General features: G+C 69.5%; 19 protein-coding genes and 1 pseudogene. 8 read left to right on the top strand and 12 right to left on the bottom strand.

Going from position 1 to position 20,754, the window contains the following annotated elements:
• Positions 1-141: 141 nt before the first annotated feature.
• Positions 142-501, bottom strand: a pseudogene (locus tag QN357_RS03115) (winged helix-turn-helix transcriptional regulator); the annotation flags it as partial.
• A 92-nt stretch (positions 502-593) separates the two neighbouring features.
• On the opposite strand from QN357_RS03115, the gene QN357_RS03110 reads away from it, so the two are divergent.
• Together QN357_RS03110 and QN357_RS03105 are read left to right on the top strand one after the other, a co-directional pair.
• Entirely contained in the window at positions 594-1,448 is an 855-nt protein-coding gene (locus QN357_RS03110) for an NAD(P)H-binding protein (protein WP_323504535.1), read from the top strand.
• Between the two features lie 169 nt (positions 1,449-1,617).
• Positions 1,618-2,115 (top strand): GNAT family N-acetyltransferase, encoded by a 498-nt coding sequence (locus QN357_RS03105; protein WP_323504534.1) that lies wholly within the window; start codon positions 1,618-1,620, stop codon positions 2,113-2,115.
• Between the two features lie 218 nt (positions 2,116-2,333).
• Here QN357_RS03105 and QN357_RS03100 read toward each other — a convergent pair whose 3' ends face one another.
• A complete protein-coding gene (locus QN357_RS03100; RefSeq protein ID WP_323504532.1) occupies positions 2,334-3,350 on the bottom strand; it encodes a zinc-dependent alcohol dehydrogenase in 1,017 nt (338 codons plus the stop codon).
• Between the two features lie 78 nt (positions 3,351-3,428).
• A complete protein-coding gene (locus QN357_RS03095) occupies positions 3,429-3,812 on the bottom strand; it encodes a VOC family protein (protein ID WP_134449113.1) in 384 nt (127 codons plus the stop codon).
• Positions 3,813-3,911: 99 nt separating this feature from the next.
• On the opposite strand from QN357_RS03095, the gene QN357_RS03090 reads away from it, so the two are divergent.
• Complete coding sequence (locus QN357_RS03090; RefSeq protein ID WP_134449112.1) at positions 3,912-4,475, top strand: isochorismatase family protein; 564 nt, start codon at positions 3,912-3,914, stop codon at positions 4,473-4,475.
• 145 nt (positions 4,476-4,620) lie between these two features.
• Entirely contained in the window at positions 4,621-5,418 is a 798-nt protein-coding gene (locus tag QN357_RS03085; protein ID WP_323504528.1) for a hypothetical protein, read from the top strand.
• Between the two features lie 25 nt (positions 5,419-5,443).
• Here the strand turns inward: QN357_RS03085 and QN357_RS03080 are convergent, their stop codons facing one another.
• Complete coding sequence (locus tag QN357_RS03080) at positions 5,444-6,262, bottom strand: shikimate 5-dehydrogenase (RefSeq protein ID WP_323504526.1); 819 nt, start codon at positions 6,260-6,262, stop codon at positions 5,444-5,446.
• 88 nt (positions 6,263-6,350) lie between these two features.
• On the bottom strand, positions 6,351-7,208 hold the full coding sequence (locus QN357_RS03075; RefSeq protein WP_322136965.1) for a PhzF family phenazine biosynthesis protein: 858 nt from the start codon (positions 7,206-7,208) through the stop codon (positions 6,351-6,353).
• Positions 7,209-7,265: 57 nt separating this feature from the next.
• Here QN357_RS03075 and QN357_RS03070 point away from each other — a divergent pair, with 57 nt between their 5' ends.
• Complete coding sequence (locus QN357_RS03070; protein WP_241975241.1) at positions 7,266-8,654, top strand: alpha-amylase family glycosyl hydrolase; 1,389 nt, start codon at positions 7,266-7,268, stop codon at positions 8,652-8,654.
• 37 nt (positions 8,655-8,691) lie between these two features.
• Here QN357_RS03070 and QN357_RS03065 read toward each other — a convergent pair whose 3' ends face one another.
• On the bottom strand, positions 8,692-9,381 hold the full coding sequence (locus QN357_RS03065) for a DUF2461 domain-containing protein (RefSeq protein WP_134558309.1): 690 nt from the start codon (positions 9,379-9,381) through the stop codon (positions 8,692-8,694).
• 103 nt (positions 9,382-9,484) lie between these two features.
• Here QN357_RS03065 and QN357_RS03060 point away from each other — a divergent pair, with 103 nt between their 5' ends.
• On the top strand, positions 9,485-10,081 hold the full coding sequence (locus QN357_RS03060; protein WP_134558308.1) for a hypothetical protein: 597 nt from the start codon (positions 9,485-9,487) through the stop codon (positions 10,079-10,081).
• A 37-nt stretch (positions 10,082-10,118) separates the two neighbouring features.
• Here QN357_RS03060 and QN357_RS03055 read toward each other — a convergent pair whose 3' ends face one another.
• Positions 10,119-10,562, bottom strand: a complete 444-nt coding sequence (locus QN357_RS03055; protein WP_323504519.1) for an Lrp/AsnC family transcriptional regulator — start codon at positions 10,560-10,562, stop codon at positions 10,119-10,121.
• A gap of 190 nt (positions 10,563-10,752) precedes the next feature.
• On the opposite strand from QN357_RS03055, the gene ald reads away from it, so the two are divergent.
• Positions 10,753-11,868 carry an alanine dehydrogenase gene (ald, locus tag QN357_RS03050; protein ID WP_134449105.1) on the top strand — a complete coding sequence of 372 codons (1,116 nt, stop codon included), beginning with the start codon at positions 10,753-10,755 and terminating at the stop codon, positions 11,866-11,868.
• Here ald and QN357_RS03045 read toward each other — a convergent pair.
• The 3 genes from QN357_RS03045 to QN357_RS03035 are packed head-to-tail and all read right to left on the bottom strand — an operon-like array spanning position 11,865 to position 15,513.
• On the bottom strand, positions 11,865-13,355 hold the full coding sequence (locus QN357_RS03045) for an alpha-amylase family glycosyl hydrolase (protein ID WP_323504516.1): 1,491 nt from the start codon (positions 13,353-13,355) through the stop codon (positions 11,865-11,867). The genes ald and QN357_RS03045 overlap by 4 nt on opposite strands.
• A 42-nt stretch (positions 13,356-13,397) precedes the next feature.
• The gene (locus QN357_RS03040; RefSeq protein ID WP_323504513.1) at positions 13,398-13,883 is read right to left on the bottom strand and encodes a DUF1003 domain-containing protein; all 486 of its coding nucleotides are present in this window, start codon (positions 13,881-13,883) and stop codon (positions 13,398-13,400) included.
• Between the two features lie 25 nt (positions 13,884-13,908).
• The gene (locus QN357_RS03035; RefSeq protein WP_134449102.1) at positions 13,909-15,513 is read right to left on the bottom strand and encodes an APC family permease; all 1,605 of its coding nucleotides are present in this window, start codon (positions 15,511-15,513) and stop codon (positions 13,909-13,911) included.
• Positions 15,514-15,824: 311 nt separating this feature from the next.
• Between QN357_RS03035 and QN357_RS03030 the strand changes: the two genes are divergently transcribed.
• Positions 15,825-18,890, top strand: coding sequence for a cell wall-binding repeat-containing protein (locus QN357_RS03030; protein ID WP_323504510.1), 3,066 nt, complete (start codon positions 15,825-15,827; stop codon positions 18,888-18,890).
• Positions 18,891-18,966: 76 nt separating this feature from the next.
• Here the strand turns inward: QN357_RS03030 and QN357_RS03025 are convergent, their stop codons facing one another.
• Positions 18,967-19,629 (bottom strand): TetR/AcrR family transcriptional regulator, encoded by a 663-nt coding sequence (locus QN357_RS03025; protein ID WP_134449100.1) that lies wholly within the window; start codon positions 19,627-19,629, stop codon positions 18,967-18,969.
• 136 nt (positions 19,630-19,765) lie between these two features.
• Positions 19,766-20,754 (bottom strand): hypothetical protein (locus QN357_RS03020; protein ID WP_323504506.1); only part of this gene is annotated, 989 nt, incomplete at its 5' end.

Below are 20,754 nucleotides of genomic sequence, written 5' to 3'. Positions count from 1 at the left end.
GATGACTTCGAGCGGGAGCGCCAATGCCGCGCGGATGAAGAGCAGATGAAGCAGGTGCGTTCCCTCACTCGCGCCCTCGATCGTCAGTACCACCATCTGACCACAAGCGCCCGCGCCGCCCGCGAAAGCGGGCGTGCCGGTGATCTCGTCGGCGTTGTCCGCGATCCAGTCCATCAGGGGGACGAGGCGGTCGGCGAGCTCGTGGCCCCTGGCCGTCAGTTCATAGTCGACGCGCGGCGGGATCGTCGCCTGCGCCTCCCGGTTCACGAAGCCGTCTGACTCGAGGGTGCGCAGGGTCGATGCGAGCATCTTCTCGCTGATGCCCTCGATGGACCGCCGGAGCTCGCCCCAGCGGAGCGAGTCCTGCTGCAGGGCGAGCAGGATGAGCACGCCCCACTTGCTCGTGACGTGGTCGAGCACGGTGCGCGTGGCGCATTTGGCCGGGTAGACGCCGGCGACGGCGCCGGGACGCGCCCGCGAGACGTCGAAACTAACCTTCATGCAGGTAGCTTACCTAAAGGTGGGTACCTGTGCGCGGGAAGGTACTCGACCGTCCTGTGGTTGACTCTGACACGCCACCGAAAGGACAACACATGTCATACATCGTCACCGCCACCTCTGGTCACCTCGGCCACCTCATCGTCGAATCCCTCCTCGCCCGCGGCGCGGCCCCGGAGAGCATCGTCGCGACAGCCCGCAATGTCGACAAGCTGTCCGCTCTCGCCGCACTCGGCGTGCGCACCGCAGTCCTCGACTACGGCAACCCCGAGACCGTGACCGCCGTCGTCGAACCGGGCGACGTGCTGATGCTCGTCTCCGGCAGCGAGGTCGGCCAGCGCGTGCCGCAGCACACCGCCGTGATCGCGGCCGCCCAGGCCGCCGGCGTCGGGCGCATCGTCTACACGAGCGCCCCGAAGGCAACGACCTCCGCGCTCCTGCTGGCCCCGGAGCACAAGGCCACCGAGGAGTTCCTGATCGCCTCGGGGGTCCCCTTCACCATCCTGCGCAACGGTTGGTACACCGAGAACTACACCGGTGAAATCGAGAAGGCACGCCAGGCCGGCGAGATCGTCGCGAGCGTCGGCGACGGCCGGGTCGCGAGCGCGAGCCGGGCCGACTATGCGGATGCCGCGGCCGCGGCCATCCTCGACGACTCGCTCGCGGGCAAGACCCTCGAGCTCTCGGGCGACCACGCCTGGGACTTCGCCGAACTCGCAGCCACGATCGGAACCCTCATCGACTCATCGGTGGCCTTCCGGAACCTGACACCCGCAGCACACGCGGAGCTGCTCGCGTCCTTCGGCCTCGACGAGGGCACGGTGGGCTTCGTCGTCGGTCTCGACGCCAACATCCGCGACGGGCTGCTCGGCGAGACGAGCGGCGACCTGGCCCGCCTGATCGGACGGCCGACGACGCCGCTCGCGGAGGGCCTCGCCGCGAGCGTCTAACCTCGCCTGTCCCGGCCCGGCCATGCCCCGGAGGTGGACCTGACGGCATCCGCCCCGGCCACGCCCCGGGGGGGTGGACGCGGCGGCATCCGCCCCCGGGTCGGTAGGCTGTGCGATTGCAGAGATCGCACTGCACACACCCGAGCAGACGCAGACGAAGGACCCGACGATGAGTGGCAGTACCGAACGCCTGTTCCGTTTCGAGCGGGTGGAGTGGGACGACCCGCGCGCCGCCGTGCTGCGCGCGCGGATGGACGTGGAGATGACCGCGCGCTACGCCGGCCCTGGCAGCCCCGAACTCGATGACGCCGTGACCGCGGCGCTCAGGATCGACCCCGCCGACATTCTCGCGACCGTGCTCGTGGTCGACGGCGACGTCACCCTCATCGCCCACGCGGCCCTGCGCACCCATGATGGCGACTGGGAGGTCAAGCGCGTGATCGTCTCCGACGACCAGCGCGGGCGCGGGGTCGGCCGTGCTCTGATGAACGAGCTCGAGCGCATCGCCCGTGCCGCCGGCGTGCCGCGGCTCATCCTGCAGACCGGCAGCAAGCAACCGGATGCGGTCGCCCTCTACGAGAAGATCGGCTACACGCCGATCCCGATCTACGAACCGTACATCGAGGCGATCCCACACTCGTTCTGCTTCGAGAAGCTGCTCGCCTGACCTGCACCGCTCCACATTCCCGCGTCGCCCCGCATCCGCTCGCCCCGCCGTGCCGCGAGAGTGCACGTGTGGCCCTGAAGGCCGCTTGACTTTGCCTGCGATTCAACGGCCGAAAGCGCACTCTCGCGAACGCCGGCGCGGGAGACGCTCCGTCGAATCGAATCGAATCGGTGCAGTGCGGGGCGGTGTCGTTTTTGGCGGCGTTGTCGGGAACGACGTCAGGCGAGCCGGGGGTCGACGTGCAGTTTGGGACCGAGGCCGGCGCCGGCGGGGCGATGCCCGGCCAGGATCTCTCGCACACCGCTGAGCCCGACCGTCGCGGCGACGAGCGGGCGCGGGTCGACGGCACCGCTCGCGTAGAGGTCGATTGTGCCCCTGAGCCCCGGGGAGGCGCTCAGGATGCCGACCACCGTCACGTCCTTGAGAGCGAGGGTTCGGGTGTCGATCAGGCTCGGGCTGCCGGCGAGACCGACGTAGACCACGCGCTTCCCCGGCTCGACCAGGTCGAGGGCGCGGGCGGGCAGGGCGGCCGCGTTGGAGGCGTCGATGACGGCGTCGAAGGGCGACTCCGGCAGGTCGGCGTCGGTCCAGACTCCGTCGAAGCCGAGGCTCCTGGCGTAGTCCAGTGAGCGCGCGGACCGTCCCATCACGTGCACCTCTGCACCCTGCTGCCGGGCGAACAAGGCGATGAGCAGACCGATCGTGCCCGCTCCGAGGACGAGCGCCCGGTCGCCGGGTTCCAGTGCTGCACCCCGAACGGAACGCAGCGCGTTACCGCCCGGTTCGACGAGCGCGCCGAGCACGTCGTCGGCGGTGTCGGGCAGCTCGAACAGCGAGGTGGCGGGCACCGCGAGCTGTTCGGCGAGGGCACCGGGGAAGCCGCCGAGGATGCCGACCTCGAAGCGGAACTCGCAGACATGCTGCAGGCCGCGGAGGCACCGACGGCACACCCCGCAGCCGAGCATGGTGTCACCGGTGACCCGGCGACCGAGCCACCGCCCGTCGACGCCATCGCCGAGCGCGGTTACGGTCCCTGTCCACTCATGGCCGATCCGCATCGGGTACCGGGCCTTGCCGTCGTGCAGGTACTGCATCTCGCCGGTGAAGAACTCGACGTCGGTTCCGCAGACGCCGACTCTCGCGACATCGACGACGACCTGGCCGGGTCCCGCAACCGGCGGGGCGACATCCTGCACGGATGCTTCCCCGGGCGCGGTGATGACAAAGGCCTTCATGGTGCTTCCTTTCGGCGTGGATCACGAGATCAGCCTGGGAAGCTCCACGAGCTGGTACGAAGCGGGTTCGGGTGCGCGTCAGGCAGGCTTCGCGTACCGGCCGATTTCCTGAAGCGCCCAGGAGTTGCCGTCAGGATCGCTGAAGTACGCGTACTTGACGCCACCCATGTCGTGGATCTCGGTGATCTGCAGGCCACGGTTCACGAGTTCGTCCCGTGCTGCGCCGATGTCGGAGACGACCAGGTGCAGGTTCTTGACCGTGCCGTGCTCAGGTCCATTCCCCATGCCGGTCCCGATGACCACGGAGCACGCCGAGCCCGGAGGGGTCAGCTGCACGATCCGCATTCCGTTGCCTGGCTGCACATCGTGATCCAGGTGGAAGCCGACAACATCCACGTAGAAGGCCTTGCTCCGTTCGACGTCCGCAACGGGCAACGGCACAAGCTCCAGTCGCATGTCCATGGTCGTCACTGTATCAAGGAGCGACAGCCACTCGCGGCGAACGGCGCCGCGGCGTAGCGTGGCCTCGTGACACCGTCCGACAGCTTCTGAGGAGGAATCGTGACCACCCTCGACAACCGGCCGAACACCGCTCTGCTCGTCATCGACGTCCAGACCGGTTTCGTGAAAGACGCCTACGATCGGGACGCGATCGTCGGGAACGTCAGCACCGTCGTCGACAAGGCGCGAGCCGCCGGCGTCGACCTCATCTGGGTGCAGCACCACAACGACGACCAGCCGCAGGGGAGTGCTTCCTGGCAGCTCGTACCCGAACTCGTGCGCCTCGAGGCGGAACCGCTCGTGCACAAGGCGTACGCCGACGCCTTCGAGGACACCGACCTCGAGTCCGTGCTCGCCGAACGCGGCATCGGCGGTCTTGTGATCGCCGGTGCGCAAACGGATGAGTGCATCCGGTCGACGCTCCACGGCGCGATCGTCCGCGGCTACGACGCCATCCTCGTCAGTGATGCCCACACCACCGAGGACCTGAGCGGCTTTGGTGCGCCGCCGCCGGACCTGGTGATCGCCCACACCAACCTGTACTGGGAATACCACACGGCCCCCGGGCGGACAGCGGGCACGGTGACCACTGCCGACCTTGACTTCACGGCGCCGTCCTCCTGAGGCGACCGGGCCGGCGGACGGAAACAGCGCTTCGCTCGAGGCTGGGAAATCGCCGGGACGGACTTCCGTGGCCCGCGGGGGCGCAGCACACTGGATGCCGAAAGTGAAAGCTCAAACCTCGCGCGACCCGAACGTGGAGTGACGAATGGGCAGGATTACGCAGGCCTCGATAGTGCGACCGGGTCGGATCGGAAGGAGAGCCGGCGTCGGCATCCTGGCGGCGGCGCTCATCGTCGCGGGTGTCACGGCGGCCGCGCCGCGCGCCGAGGCGGAGGTCCGGACAGTAGCAACCGCTGCAGCTGCCGCGCACTCCGTGTCAGAGACAGTCCCCGCTGCCGCGGCAGTGTCCTCGGTGAAGGCCCTCGACTCCGACCAGGTCATCACCGACCCGGCGTGGTTCACCGCAGCCTATGCCGAGGGATTCCGGCTCTACATTCTGGCGTCGACCGACTGGGGCACCTGCACCCCCGCGGCCCACGCCCAGCCGCAACTGCAGATGGCCCTCGACGCCGGGCTGAAGGTCGCCGCATACACCCGCAATCCCGCCTGCTGGCAGGCCGGCATCGCTGCGACGGGTCCGTACAGCACCCGGCTCCAGTTCTTCGCCCTCGACATCGAGACCGGCAGCCCGCCCCTCACCCGGGACATGATCACGGGGGTGCAGGAGCTCGGAGTGCGCCCGGTCGTCTATAGCGGAGCGGCGATGTGGCCGCTCCTGATGGGAGAAACGACCGAATTCTCCGACGTCGCCCTGTGGGACACCGCAACCGGTCCCCTCGACTATCCGAGCTGGACTGCCGACGTCCTCGCACCCGAACCGGTGCCGTACGGCGGCTGGAATGACTCGGGCAACCTGCGGATCGGCGTGCAGCAGGAGTTCGAGCGCACCCTGAACGGCGTCAGGGTCGACCTTGATTCCTTCGACGCCGAATTCCTGTATTGAGACGGCCTCCCGCCGGTGCCGCCCTCTACTGACGCGAGAAAGCGGATGCCGCGAGCACCTGCTCCGGGGTCGGCCGCACCCCGGTGTACAGCTCGAACTGGTGAGCGGCCTGCAGCGCGATGACCTCGGCCCCGGTCACGACCCGCTTCCCGGCCGCACGCGCCGCGCGGATCAGGGGCGTTTCCGCCGGAAGGGCGACCACATCGAAGACGGTCGTGGCCGCGTCGACGGTGCCGAGCGGGTATGCGAGGCTCTCGGACTCTGCGCCACCGCTCATCCCGTTCGGGGTCACGTTGACGATCAGCGGTGCGGTCTCGGCTCCCGGGTCCGGCAGCCACCGGTAGCCGAGCTCGTCAGCGAGCAGGCGACCGCTGGTCTCGTTGCGGGCGATGATGGTTCCGTCGGAGAAACCGGCGTCCCGGAAGGCCGCACCGACGGCCTTCCCCATTCCACCGCTCCCTCGGAGCAGGAACGGTGTGCCCGGATCGATGCCGTGCTCGGCGATGAGCTCGGCAATGGCCAGGTAGTCTGTGTTCGACGCCTTCAGGACCCCGTTGTCGTTGACGATGGTGTTCACCGAGCGGATGGCGGTCGCGGAGGCATCCATCTCGTCGACGAGCGCGATGACGTCCTCTTTGAAGGGCATCGACACGGAGCAGCCGCGGATGCCGAGCGCCCGCACGCCGCCGATCGCCGCGGTGATGTCGGTTGTCGTGAATGCCTTGTAGATGAAGTCGAGGCCGAGCTCGTCGTAGAGGTAGTTGTGGAAACGGGTGCCGATGTTGCTCGGGCGGGCCGCGAGCGAGATGCACAGCTGCGTGTCCTTGTTGAGCGCTGGTTTCATGGTTCTTCTCCCGGGATGAGGTGCGGTCTTTCCACGGTAACCCGGACGCCCCGTCCGAAGGTCCGAGACGGGGTCGAGGAGATCGGGTTCAGGAGATGACCGAGGCTGTCCCGGACACCACGATGCCGCCGGTCTCGGGGATATCGACGGTGAGCAGGCTCGGGCGGCCGACGTGACGGCCCTGGTGGATCAACACTCGCGCCGGGGCGTCGACGAGGCCCAGCGCCCGGAGGTAGCCGCCGACGGAGGCCGCCGCAGAGCCCGTCGCCGGGTCCTCGGTCATGGTCCCGACCGGGAAGAGGTTCCGCGCCTCGAACTCGAGCGGCCCCAGCACGCGGAGGGTCGTCACGGTGCCCGCCCAGCCCTCTGCGTCCATCAGGGCACGCACCTGGGCAGGGTCGAACCGGAAGCCGTCGAAGGTCGCCGTCTCCGCGAAGACGAGCACGGGGTGCACGTTGCCCGCGAAGGCGAGCCGGGGCGGGTAGTCCGGGTGCAGGTCGGCGGTGTCGACGCCGAGCAGCCGCAGCAGGTGCTCGAGCACCGATGCCCCGATCGGCTCCACCCGCGGCTCGACACTCGTGAACGAGGCCACGATCCCGTCAGCGGTGCGCCGGGTGGCGATCCTCACCTCCCCGATCTTCGTCTCGAACACGAAGGATTCTGCGTCACCGCGGCCGGCGAGCGCAACGGCGGTCGCGATCGTCGCGTGACCGCAGAACGGCACTTCCGCCGTGGGGGAGAAGTAGCGGATGCCCGCTCTTCCCGGGTCCTGCGGGGTCGGCGGCCGGGTCAGGAACGCGGTTTCCGCGTAACCGAGCGCCGCCGCGATCCGCTGCATCTCGGCGTCGGGGAGCGTGCTCGCGTCGAGCACGACACCGGCCGGGTTGCCACCGGTGGGCTCGGCGGCGAAGGCGGTCAGGCGCAGGATCTCGGTCTCGTCGGACATGCTCAACACCCTAGGCCACCGGTGCGACGCCGCCCCGGGGGTGCAAAGCTGAGAGACATGATGATCAGCAACACGGATGCCGCCGGGCGAGTCGAACCCGACTGGGTGCGCCACGCGATCTGGTGGCAGCTGTACCCGCTCGGTTTCGTCGGTAGCTACCCGATCGCCCCTTGCGAACCCGTTCCCGGTGCCGGCGAGCACCGCCTGCTGCGGATCGTGGCCTGGCTCGACCATGCGATCGAGCTCGGCGCATCGGGCGTTGCCCTCGGCCCGGTCTTCGCCTCGACGAGCCACGGCTACGACACGAGCGACTACTACCGTATCGACCCGCGCCTCGGCGATGAGGCCGACTTCGACACCCTCGTCGCCGAAGCGCACGCCCGCGGGCTGCGCGTGCTCCTCGACGGGGTGTTCAACCACGTCGGCCCGGATTTCCCGCGCTACCGTGAGGCGATCGAGCAGGGCCCCGGAAGTGCCGCGGCAGCCTGGTTCCAGGCCGGAACCCGGGCCGGCCTCCCGGGAGGCGAGGCCGGTTTCGGAACCTTCGAGGGGCATCCGGGGCTCATCAGTCTCGACCACGGCAACCCGGAGGTCGCCGACTACGTGACCGGCGTCCTCGAGCACTGGCTCGACCGCGGCGCGGACGGCTGGCGGCTCGACGCCGCATACGCGGTCCCCGCCGAATTCTGGGCCGGGGTCCTGCCGCGGGTGCGGGAACGCCACCCGCAGGCGTGGTTCCTCGGCGAGGTCATCCACGGCGACTACCCGGCGATCGTCTCGGCGGCCACCCTCGACTCCGTCACGCAGTACGAGCTCTGGAAGGCGATCTGGAGCAGCCTCAACGATCACAACCCGCACGAGCTGGCCTGGTCGCTCGGCAGGCACAACGGCTTCCTCGACAGCTTCACCCCGGCGACCTTCGTCGGCAACCACGACGTCACCCGGATCTCGACCCGCCTCGAGGATCCGCGGCACCTCGCCCACGCGCTCGCCGTGCTCTTCACGACCGGAGGAACCCCGTCGATCTACGCGGGGGACGAATACGGCTACGCGGGCCTGAAGACCGAGGAGTACGGCGGCGACGACGCGATCCGGCCGGAGTTCCCGGCGGACGGCCCTCCGGCGCTCACCGACACCGAACGCACGGTCTACCGGCTGCACCAGGACCTGATCGGGCTGCGCCGGCGGCATCCGTGGCTGCACGAGGCCCGAACCCGCATCCTGGACAGCGGGGCCGACCACCTCGTCTACGAGGCGCGGGCCGGTGACGACACGCTCGTCGTCGCGCTCAACCTCGGCGACCAGCCGTGCGGCGTCGACCTGGGCCGCTCGGGGCTGACCCAGCTCCTGCCGGGGGGCACGCCGGCGCCGCTGGGGCCGCGTGTCACGATCGCGCCGCACGGCTGGCAGGTGCTCGCGCCCGCCGCGAGCGACTCGGCACGGTAGACCCGATGCGGTCGGGGCCGGGGCGGCGCGGCCCCGGTCAGCGCCGCTGCTCGAGGCGCAGCGTGGCCAGAGGCACGTTCAGGAAGTCGATCAGGGGTGTCAGCGCCTCGAAACGTTCGATCACGAGCGTGAGGAAAGCATCCGTTTCGGCCACCGATGCCGGCAGGGTCGCGAAGGCGGCCCACTGGCGGCGGCGCAAGAGGTCGACCGCGGGGTGATCGACGGGGTATCCGCGCGGCGGACGCACCAGCGGATTGCCGTCGGCGGGGTCGAACATGCCCGTGAGCCGGGGATCGGCGAGCAGGGCGCGAAGCTCCCCGTGGTGCGCGACGATGTGGTCGCGAATCGCCGTGAGATGCTCGGGGGAGGGCGCATAGCTGCCGCCCGCGACCAGGACCTCGTGGCCGGAGACGCTGAGGAAGTAACCGGCACCGGTCTTCTCCGAACCCCCGAGAGGCCAGGACGCGGCGACGTTCGTCTTGTACGGGGACTTGTCCTTCGAGAACCGCACGTCGCGGTAAATGCGCATGATCGCCTTCTGCGGCGGCCGCACGTGCCCGGGCGCGAATCCCGCGAGGGACTCGTTGACCCGGTCGACCAGGTCGAGCATCGGCTCCCTGACCTCGCTCAGGTACACCGGCTTGTGTTCCTCGAACCAGCCCCGGTCGTTGTGTCCTTCCAACTCGCGCAGGAACTGCAGCGCCTCACCGGAAAAGTGCGTTGTCATACTCTCGCCTCCTCTCGTAGTCTGGCAGCACCGGTGGTCGGGCCGACGCCCGAATGCGGTCGAACGCTGGTCAGCGTCAGTGGCCCGTGCTACTTTTTGCGGCATGGAGCAGAGAGAGCTATTTCTTCAGTCGGATGCCGCGTTGCGCTCTGTCATCGACCGGATCACGCCGGAGCAGCTGACCCTGCCGGCTCCCGCGGAGTGGACCAGCACGGAGAATCCCACGATCAGGGACATCCTCGCCGCGCACGCACGCGACGAGGCCTGGGTCGGGGACGTGCTCGCGGGCCACACCATCGAGGAAGTCGGTGACCGCTTCAACGGCGACCTGCTCGGCGGGGACCCGATCGCGAGCTACAACCGGCTCAACGACGAGGCCACCGCCGCCGTGCGGCAGGACCTCGATCCCGCAGCGATCGTGCACCTCCAGTATGGCGATTACCCGCTCGCCGAGTACCTGCAGCACACGAGCATCTACCGGGCCTTCCAGGCGTGGTCGATCGCGAACTACCTCGGCCTGGAGTACGCGCTGCCGGCTCCACTGGTCGACTTGCTCTGGGAGCAGATCCTGCCCCAGGTGGACGACTGGCGCCAGTATGGAGTCTTCCCTCCCGAGGTCGAGGTTCCCGCCGACGCCGACAAGGAGACCCGGCTGCTCGGCACGACCGGCTTCTGGAAGCCCAGCCGCAGCACGGACTGACCGGCGCCAACCGACGGGGTCCCTCGGCGCCCGGCTGCTACTTTCCCGAGGAGAGCCCGTTGTAGTGGTGCTCGAAGACCAGGCTCGTGCGCGTCGAGGCGACCGCGGGGTTCGCCGACAGGTTCTCGAGCACGAAGTCGCGCACATCGTCGGAGTCGCGGGCCACGAGATGGATGATGAAGTCCTCTGTGCCGCCGAGGAAGAAGACCTGCACGACCCGCGGCATCGCCCGGATCTCGTCCCGGAACGCCGGGATCTGCGTGCGCGCCCCCGATCGGATGCTGACACTGATCAGCGCCTGAAGGCCGAGCCCGAGCGCCTTCGGGTCGACGAGCGTCGTGAACCGGGTGATGATGCCGCGCGTGACGAGGGAGCGCACCCGGACGATGCACGTCGATTCCGCGATCCCCGCCGCGGTCGCAAGCCGGCTGTTGCTCATCCGCGAGTCGGCCTGGAGGAGGGCCACGAGCGTACTGTCCACGGTATCGAGTTCATCGCCGCCCCGAATCCTCTTCGTTTCCGTCATGCGTGGGCCCCTCTCAACTGAATATCGCGCTGTCTTTCGACCAAGTATCGCGGATTCCACGCTTGTCACGTGCACGAAACGAATACCGAGCATTATTTTCCCTATCCACCGGTAAGTCCGGCCCAAACCGCAGACGGAGTTCCCCATGAAGGTCGGCATCCCCACCGAGATCAAGAACAACGAGAATCGGGTGGCCATCACCCCCGCCGGCGTGCACGAACTCTCCATCCGCGGCCACGAGGTCCTCGTGCAGGCGGGCGCCGGCGTCGGCTCCGGGTTCAGCGACGACGCCTTCCGCGTCGCGGGCGCGGCCATCCTCGGCACTGCCGCCGAGGTCTGGGCCGCCGCGGAGCTGCTGCTCAAGGTCAAGGAACCCATCGAAGCCGAATACCCGCTGATGCGCGCCGGGCAGGTGCTCTTCACCTACCTGCACCTCGCCGCGTCCCGTCCGACCACGGATGCCCTCCTCACCTCCGGCACGACGGCGATCGCCTACGAGACCGTCCAGCTCGCCGACCGCAGCCTGCCGCTGCTGTCCCCGATGAGCGAGGTCGCCGGGCGCCTGTCCGTCCAGGTCGGCGCGTACCACCTGATGAGCGCGAACGGCGGAAACGGCATCCTGCTCGGCGGCGTCGCGGGCACCCCCAAGGCGAAGGTCGTCATCATCGGCGGCGGGGTCGCAGGTGAGCACGCCGCGGCGAACGCCCTCGGCATGGGAGCGGACGTCACGATCATCGACCTCTCGATCGCCCGGTTGCGGCAGCTGGAGAACCGGTTCACCGGCGCCATCCAGACCCGCGCATCCACCCGCTACGAGATCGCGGAGCAGGTCCGTGGCGCCGACCTCGTGATCGGCTCCGTGCTCATCCCCGGGGCGCAGGCGCCGAAGCTCGTCACCGACGCCATGGTCGCCACGATGAAACCGGGTTCCGTGCTCGTGGACATCGCGATCGACCAGGGCGGCTGCTTCGAGGGATCCCACGCCACGACCCACGACAAGCCCACCTTCGCCGTGCACGACAGCATCTACTACTGCGTCGCCAACATGCCGGGAGCAGTCCCCGCGACGTCGACCCGTGCGCTCACCAACGCGACCCTGCCCTACGTGATCGCGCTCGCCGACAAGGGCTGGAAGCAGGCCATCTCCGACGATGCCGCACTCGCCAAGGGCCTGAACGTGCACGCGGGCCGCATCACGAACGAGCACGTGGCCGCCGCGTTCGGCGCCCCGGTCCTGACCCTCGCGGAGATCGTCGGCTAGCCGACGGTCCAGGCTGCGAGGGACTCGACCGTGTCGAGGACCTCGCTGCCGTCGGCATCCGCGAGCTGGATGCGGAAACTCGTCGCGGCCCGCGCGGTGCACACCGTCAGGACCGCACGGGAACCGTCCGCGGCGTTCGCCCAGCGCAGCTCGAGCACGTCCCTGCCATAGGCCGACCAGGTGAACTGGCCGTCGAACGCGGGATGGGCGGAACGGAGCCGCACGAGGCCGAGCTGGGCGCGGGTCACGTCGCTCGCGAGCGCCTCCTCGACCTCGGCGGCCGGGTAGCGGTGCCGGTTCACGTCGCGCCCGCTCCCGGTCTCGGCGAACTGCTCCCGGTCGTCGAGACCGCCGAGCAGGCCGACGTAGTAGGTTTGCGGGCGTCCGGGCAGGAAGTGCTGCACGGCACGCGCGACCAGATAGGCGACGACGTCGCCGCCGAGCGTGCTGAAGAACGTGGCATTGATCTGGTGCGGCAGGGTCGACCATTCCGGCACGACCGAGGCGACGGATGAGTGCCCGTGCGTGGCTTCGGCGGCTCGCGCGAACACCTCCGCCATTTCCGCTTCGCTCAGCAGACCCGGCCGTCCTCCGGCCGGACCGGCGTCGATCACGCCGATGCCGTCGTGGGTGTCGAGCACCGTGACCGCGTTGGCCGGACGGATCTCGAACCAGTGGGCGAGGCGGTCGACCGTGCCGGTGCCCAGGGAGTGCAATAGGAGCGGCGCGAGCGCGAAGTCGTAGACCCAGTCGACGAGGGGCGCGATCGCGAGCTGCTGGGCGTAGTGCCCGTGCACCTCGACGAGCACGGCGAGGTTCTCCGCGCGGGCGAGGTCCGCGACGACCTCGACGAAGGCGAGAGTCTCCGGGGTCATGAAGCTGTCGGTGCCCGGGGTCTTCACGGCGTAGCCGACCGCGTCGAGCCGCACCGTCGATACGCCGCCGTCGGCGAGCACGCGGAGCACCCGGCGCAGGTAGGCGATGGCGACCGGATTGGCGACGTCGAGGTCGACCTGGCTGGGCAGGAACGTCGTCCAGACGAGATGCCGGGAGCCGTCTGACCCGCGGTATCCCGTGAAGGGCAGTCCCGGCCGCGGTCGGTAGAACGCCGTCAGTTCGGCCTCGGTTGCGCCGTGCGGGAAGACGGTGCCATAGGTGAGGAACATGCCGTCCCAGAGCGACTCCGCGCCGCGGGCCAGCCAGTCGGTGAACTCCACCGAGGACGCCGAGACGTGGTTGACCACGAGATCGGCGGTCAGCCCGCGGTCGCCTGCCAGGTCGCGGATCTCGGGCCAGGTGCCGAGGCGCGGATCGACCGCCGTGTGGTCGACCGGGTCGAAGCCGGCATCCGCCCCGTCGAACGGCACGTAGAACGGCAGCACGTGCACACTGCCGAAGTCCCGCAGGGGCCCGTCGAGGAGCGCGGCCAGCGCGGGGATCGTGCCGCCGATGCGGTCGGCGTAGACGAGGAGTTCAACGTCGGTCATGGGCACCTGCCTTCCCTAGAGCCGCCACCCTACGCTGCACGGTCAACTCGCGGGTGAACCGAGGGGAGCTGCGGTGACCGGGGCGACGGGAGCGGCTCCGACGATGTGGGCATGGATTTCCTTCGTGAGCTCATGAACGCGCCGGGTGAGCTCGGTGTTGGTGAGCAGTTCCTGGTCGCTCATCTTGAAATCATGGTCGGCCTTCGCCTGCTGGAATCCGGCCTGCCGGTTCTGGCCGATCATCACGAACGTCGAGAGGAAGATGGCCTCGAGAGACACCACGAGGGTTAGGGTCGGCCACGGGCTCGGTTCGAAGAACAGCATCCAGCCGGCGAACACGACGGCATGCAGGTAGACGAACCGCATCGATCCCGCGAAGGCCGTGACGGCATCCGCGATGCGCAGCTGCACACTCGCGGCACGACGCTTCGCCTCAGCGAGCACGATCGGGTGGTGGTCGCCGGTCGCCAGGATGTGCCTGGGGAGGATGGACGACAGGTGCGGGGTAGCCGCGGTGCTGGTGCTCATGCCCCGAGGCTACCCGGCGCGCCTGCTATTCGGGCACGACCAGTGCGGGGGTGTCCTGGCGCAGCGTCTCTCCGCGGAAGAAGCTCGGCCTGGCCAGGAAGGTGAGGCCCATGACGGCGAGTCCGAGTACGAGCAGGCCGACGCCGATCACGAAGACCAGTCCGATCCCGAAGAGCTCCGAACCGCTGCCGAAGTCGGGGCTCCAGGCGCTCACGGCGGTCTGCACGAACACGACGGTGAGGATCAGCCCGCCCGCCGCCGGCACCAGGAGCCGCAGGAAGAAGTTGCGCACACTGGAGAACAGGCTCTGGCGGAAGTACCAGACGCAGGCGAAGGAGGTGAGTGCGTAGTAGAAGCAGATCATCAGCCCGAGCGACTGGATGGTGTCGTTCAGGACGTTGACGCTGATGATCGTCATGACGGCGTAGAACCCGGCCGCGATGGCCCCGGCTGCGATCGTCGCGAAGCCGGGCGAGCCGAAGCGCTTGCTGACCCTGGCGAAGTGCGGCGGGAGGGCGTGGTAGTGCGCCATCGACAGCAGGGTGCGGGCAGGGGAGGCCATCGTCGACTGCAGCGAGGAGGCGGAACTGGCCAGCACGGCCATCGACATCAGGATCGCGACCGGCCCCATCACGGGCCCGGCGATCGCGGCGAAGATGTTGCCCTGGTTGTCCGGGTTGCTCAGGCCGATTCCCTCGGCGCCGACGCCGGACACCATCATGGTGGCCACGATCAGCACGAGGTAGAGGCCGAGCACGACGAGGGCGGTCAGGGTGCCGGCCTTGCCCGCGGTCCCCTTCGTTCCCTTGGTCTCCTCGTTCACGGTGAGGCAGACGTCCCAGCCCCAGTAGACGAAGATCGCCAGGGAGATGCCGGCGGCCAGCTGGCTGAAACTGTCGACCCTGGTGGGGTCGAACCAGGTCCAGTCGAAGGCGAGCGCGGTGGTGGACGCACCGTTCGTCGCGTTGACGATGGCCGAGACGCTGAAGATGAGGAGGACGACGATCTGGAAGCCGACCATGCTGTACTGCACGAGCTTGGTGGCGTGCAGCCCGCGGTAGCTCACCCAGACGGCGAGGGCCACGAAGACGAGACAGGTTGCGATGTTGATGAAGGTATTGTCGGCGAGCGCGGCGAGATCCGGGTTCGCGAAGACCTCACCGAGGAAGACGTAGAAGAAGCTGACGGCCACGCCGGCGAGGCTCGAGAGCACGATGATGTTGGCCGCGAGCATGCCCCAGCCGCTCATCCAACCGACGAAGGGACCGAACGCCTTGGTGGTCCAGGTGAAGGAGGTTCCGCTGTCGGGGGAGTCGGCATTGAGCTCCCGGTAGGCGAGGGCGACGAGGATCATCGGGATGAACGCCAGGATGAACACGGCCGGCAGCTGCTTGCCGACCTCGGCAACGGTCGCGCCGAGCGAGCTTGTGAGGCTGTACGCCGGGGCGACGGAGGAGATGCCGAGCACGACGACGGCGAGCAAGCCGAGCTGCCCGCCTTTGAGGCCCTTCTTCGTGATGCCGTGCTTGCTCCCCGCCGCGTCGTGCAGCGTTGAGCTGTGCACGAGGTGGACGTCGGTGAACGGCTGCGATGAGGTCGGCGCCGACCCTCGGGTGGACTGCTGGGTCATGTGTGGTCCCTTTCCTCGGGCCGGGCGCATCGACGCGCGAACGGCCCGTTCGGGTACTGCGGTGTATCCGATGGACTAAATGAATTGAGTTCGTTTATTCTGGGGGTGAGTCAGGCGGATTGCAAGCACTTACCGCAGATTCACCGGCGGGCGCCAGAGCGGCGCGTGTGGTTAACCGCAAACTTGCGTGGTAATTCGCAGGTAAACCGCCTTTTTCCGGCGCTCTGCTTGTTCGGGGATCAATCGCTCAGCACACTGGGCGCAGGTGCTGGGATTCCAGGATCAGTCACGATTCACGAGGAGCACCTCCCATGACCGGATTTTCGCTGGCCCCTGCACGCTCGCTCAGGCTCATCGCGGTCCTCGCCGCCGTCGCCGTGGGCATCACCCTCGGCGCGACCCCGGCGCGCGCCGCTGTCACGGACCCGCCGACGGTCGTCAGCCTGACCTTCGACGACGGCAACGCCGACCAGCTCGCCGCGGTGGCCACCCTGAACCAGTTCGGGATGAAGGGCACCTTCTTCATCACCACCGGCTTCATCGACAACCCCGGCTGGCTGACCAGGGCAGACCTCACGAGCATCGCCGCCGCCGGTCACGAGATCGCCGGCCACACGGTCACCCACCCCGACCTCCTCACCCTCCCCGCGGACGAAGCCACCCGGCAGGTCTGCCAGGGCCGGGCGACCCTCGCCGACTGGGGCTTCCCGACGCGAAGCTTCGCCTACCCCTTCGCAACGGTGGATGCCGCGACCGAGGCGATCGTCCAGGCCTGCGGGTTCAACAGCGCCCGCGGCCTCGGCGACATCGACACCCGGTTCGGCTGCACGGGCTGCGGATTCGCCGAAACCATTCCTCCGGCCGACGCGTACCTCACCCGCGCCCCCGACGAGGTCGACACGACCTGGACCCTCGCAGACCTCGAGAACACGGTCACGAACGCCGAGACGGCGGGCGGGGGCTGGGTGCAGCTCACCTTCCACCACCTCTGCGCCGGAAGCTGCGACGCGCTCTCCGTCGACCCGGCGGTCTTCGCCCAGTTCGCTGCCTGGCTCTCCACGCGTGCCGCATCCAACAACACCACGGTCAAGACCGTCGGAGACGTCATCGGCGGCGCCGTCAAGCCGGTCGTTCCCGTCACGACGACCTCGACAGTGGCCCCCGGTCCCGGCGTGAACGGGGTGGTCAACCCGAGCCTCGAGACAGCGGGAACCACTGGCCTCCCACAGTGCTGGGCCGTCGGCGGTTTCGGCACGAACACCGCGGCCTTCAGCACGGTCTCCGCCGCGCACACCGGCACCAAGGCCGAGCAGCTGGTCGTGAGCAACCTCGTCAGCGGCGACTCGAAACTCATCCTCACCCAGGACCTCGGCGCCTGCGCCCCCACGGTCACCCCCGGGCACACCTACTCCCTGCGCGCGTGGTACACCTCAACGGTCACCACCCAGTTCGACGTCTATCTGCGCAACTCGATCGGCAGCTGGAGCTACTGGACGTCGAGTCCGTACTTCCCGGCAGGCTCCGCATACGCGCAGGCCCTCTACACGACGGCGGCCATCCCGGCCGGCACGACCGGACTGAGCTTCGGCCTCAACCTGATCCTCAACGGAACCCTCGTGACCGACGACTACGCCCTCTATGACAGCGTCGGCGCCCCGGGAATCCTCGTGCCCGCCACCCCGACCGTGACCGGTTCCGCCTCCGTCGGCAGCACCCTGACCGCGGTCCCCGGCGCCTGGTCGCCGGCCACAGCAGCCTTCGCCTACCAGTGGCTGCGTGACGGCGCGGACATCCCCGGGGCGACATCCGCCACCTATACGCCCGTCGCGGCCGACCTCGGCACGGCCCTTTCGGTGCGCGTCACGGGATCCGCGCCCGGTTACCTGCCGGTCTCCGCGGCGGCGACCTCGGTGCCGACCGCCGTCGTCGTCGCCGGTACTCTCGTCGTCGGCACCCCCACGATCACCGGGACGGCCGCCGTCGGCGCGCTCCTCACGGCGATACCGGGCACCTGGGCGCCGGCCGGCGTGAACTTCGCCTACCAGTGGCTCGCCAACGGCACGCCCATCGCAGGGGCCACCGCCGCCGGCTACACCCCGGTCGCCGCGGATGCCGGCACGACGCTCACCGTGCGGGTCACCGGCACGGCGCCCGGCTACCAGCCCGCTTCAGCTGTCTCTGCGCCCACCGGTGCGGTCGCGGCCGGCGGGATCGGAACGGCCACGCCGGTGATCTCCGGGACCGCTTCGGTCGGCGCGGTACTGACCGCGATCCCGGGCACCTGGACGCCTGCCGGGGTGGGTTTCGCCTACCAGTGGCTCGCAAACGGCACGGCCATCTCGGGCGCCACGTCGGCCGGCTACACCCCGGTCGCCGCGGATGCCGGAGCGGCGCTCACCGTCCGGGTCACCGGCTCGGCGCCCGGCTACCAGCCCGCGTCAGCGGTCTCGGCGCCCACGGCACCGGTCTCCCTCGCGACGGTCACCCGGGTCGCGGGAACCGACCCGTACTCGACGGCGATCGCCGTCTCCCAGGGCTTCGCGCCCGGCGTCTCCCGCGTCTACCTCGTCAGCGGCACGAGCTTCGCCGACGCCCTCAGCGCCGGGCCAGCCGCCGCGCACTTCGGCGGCCCCGTGCTCCTGACCGGTCTCACCGCGCTTCCGGCAGGGGTCAGGGCCGAACTGGTCCGGCTGCACCCGGGCAAGATCGTCATCGTCGGCGGAACCGCAAGCGTGTCCGCGGCGGTCGCGGCCGAGCTCGCGGGCATCGCACCCGTCGCACGGCTGGCCGGCGCCGACCGGTACGCCACCTCCCGCCTCGTGGCATCGGATGCCTTCGGCAGCCTCGCGGCGACGGCCTACGTCGCGACAGGGGCCGACTTCCCCGGAGCGCTCGCGGCAGCATCCGCCGCCGCCCGCGCGGGCGCACCGGTCGTTCTCGTGCCGGCTGGCGGCTTCCTGCCCGACCTCGCGACGGCCGCCCTGCTGCGCACCCTGCACACCAGGACCGTGAAGATCGCGGGCGGGACGGCGGACGTGACGAGCCTCACCGAGTTCTGGCTGAAGCTGCAACTCGGCGGCGCTTCGGTGACCCGGTACAGCGGCGCAGATCGCTACGCGACCAGCGCGGCGCTCAACCTCAACGCCTTCACGTCCGCGACGACGGTGTACCTCGCGAGCGGAACGAGCTACCAGGATGCCCTGGTCGGCTCGGCGCTCGCCGGGGCGAAGTCGGCTCCGCTGTATCTCACGCCCGCGACGTGTGTGCCCCGGGCGACGCTCACCGCGATCACCCGCCTCGGCGCGACCCGGGTGGTCCTGATCGGAACGGCGACCGCCCTCACCGGTGACGTCGCGGCGCTCAAGCCGTGCCCGTGAGCCAGTGATGCTCCGGGCGCCGCACGACCCGCGGCGCCCGCGGCAGCTCGCACGGCACGACAGGCCGGGCGGATGCTCAGGGTTGGCGCAGGCCGCCGATCCGGTCGACGAGGGCCTCGAGTCCGAACTCGAACGCGACATCCGCCCGCGCCCTGCCCGCGTTCTGCTGCCCGTGCCGCACCGCTGCGCTGAAGATCGGACTCGACTCGGCGAGCGCACCGGTCTCGAAGATGTCGGCCGGAGCCGTCACATCGAAAGCCGCGCCGAAGATGAACGACTCGAGTGCGACGATCGAGGGCACGATCTGTGCAGAAGGCACCCCGGCGGAGGACAGTCCCGCCGCGACGGTCTCGTACATGCGCAGGGTTTGCGGTGCGCCCGTGACCGGGAGCACCGCAACAATCGAGATCAACGGAACGTGCGTTGCGAAGATGTCCCGGTACGACCACGCCCAGCGGCGCAGGGCCGTGTCCCACGGCTCTGAGCCGAAGCCGGCCACATCGACCATCGTCATCACGTGGTCCTGCAACCACTGCAGCACGACGTGCTTCGATGCCGCGTGGTTGTACAGCGCGGAGGGAGCTACTCCCAGACTCCTGGCCAGGCCGGACATCGTGAAACTTTCGTAGCCGGCCGCCCCGATCAGCCGGAGGGCCGCAGCGGTGATGCGCGGTTTCGTCAGAACCGTCTCAAGCGGCCTTCCGGCCCTGCGGTGACCGGCGTCGTCTGCGTCGCTCATCGGGCTCTTCTCTCGGTGGGCAGTCTCGGTGGATGGCGTCGTTACAGTACATCACCCTGGTGACGCATCACCCAGGCGACGACACGGGGTCAGATCGCACTGTCGAGGAGGACCTGGACGAGGGCGCGCGTGGCAATCACTGTGGTGTGCTTCCTGGGCGGTCGTGCTGACCTGTTGTGGGGGAGTCCGCGGAACCCGGCTTCTGTTGCCTGCGCTTGCGCCGGCGGCGATGGACCCACAGCAGCACCCCGGCGCCGGCGAGCAGGGCCGCGAACACCAGGATCCAGAATTTCGAGGTGGCGTAGTCGAGAAGGCCCGGTGCCGGAATCGTGGTGAGCTGGGCGCCGGCCTCGAAGAGCACGGCGGCGGGCTTGGCAGAGCCGTCTGCGCGGAGCAGCCCGCCGGCATCCGTCTTTGTATCGGCAAAGGTCGCCACGCTGAGGCGGGACAGTCCGGCGCGCTCCGCGGCCAGGAGTACCCGGGCGACGTCGGAGGCCTGCCGTGCCTCGGTCTTCGGCAGGGGTCCCCAGCCGCCCTCGCTGCTGAGCCCGGTCACCGTCAGCAGCACGGCCCGGTCGGGGAGCGCGGCGCGCACAGCCCCGATCGCTGCGGTCGGGTCACCGCCTCCGGTCAGGTGCAGGGACACGGCGTCGACCAGCCCCGCCATCGACGGATCGGCCGCGGCCGCACTCGTCGCCCAGGAGACGGTCTGCGGCGTGCCAGGGTCGAGCTCCCGCAGGACGGAGCCGGTGTGCAGGAGGAACGCCCGGATCTCGGCGGGGCTCGGAGACCCGGTCGTGCGCTGCTCCGGCCGGTCGGCGAGGTCCCAGAGGGCGAGGGCCGGTTGGCCGCGCACCGCGGTCGCGATGGCCGTGAGGTGGGCGTCGGCAGCGACCCAGTTCGCGGGGGTGAGGTCGGGGAAGCCGTCGAAGAGGACGAGCTCGACCCGCAGTCCGTGCCGGTCGGCCTGCTCGAGCAACGTGATCAGGCCGGTGATGGCGTCGTCGGTGGGTTTCGCGCCGCCCAGCTCGGTGTACGGGAGCGGAACCCGGATGGTATCGAACCCGAGAGCGCGCAGGCGGGCGAAGTCGGCCCCCAGGGTGGCCGGGGCGAGCAGGGTGGGGG

It is taken from the genome of Cryobacterium sp. RTC2.1, assembly GCF_035018685.1.
GTDB lineage: Bacteria > Actinomycetota > Actinomycetes > Actinomycetales > Microbacteriaceae > Cryobacterium > Cryobacterium glucosi.
This window is presented reverse-complemented; position numbering and strand designations above follow the sequence as displayed.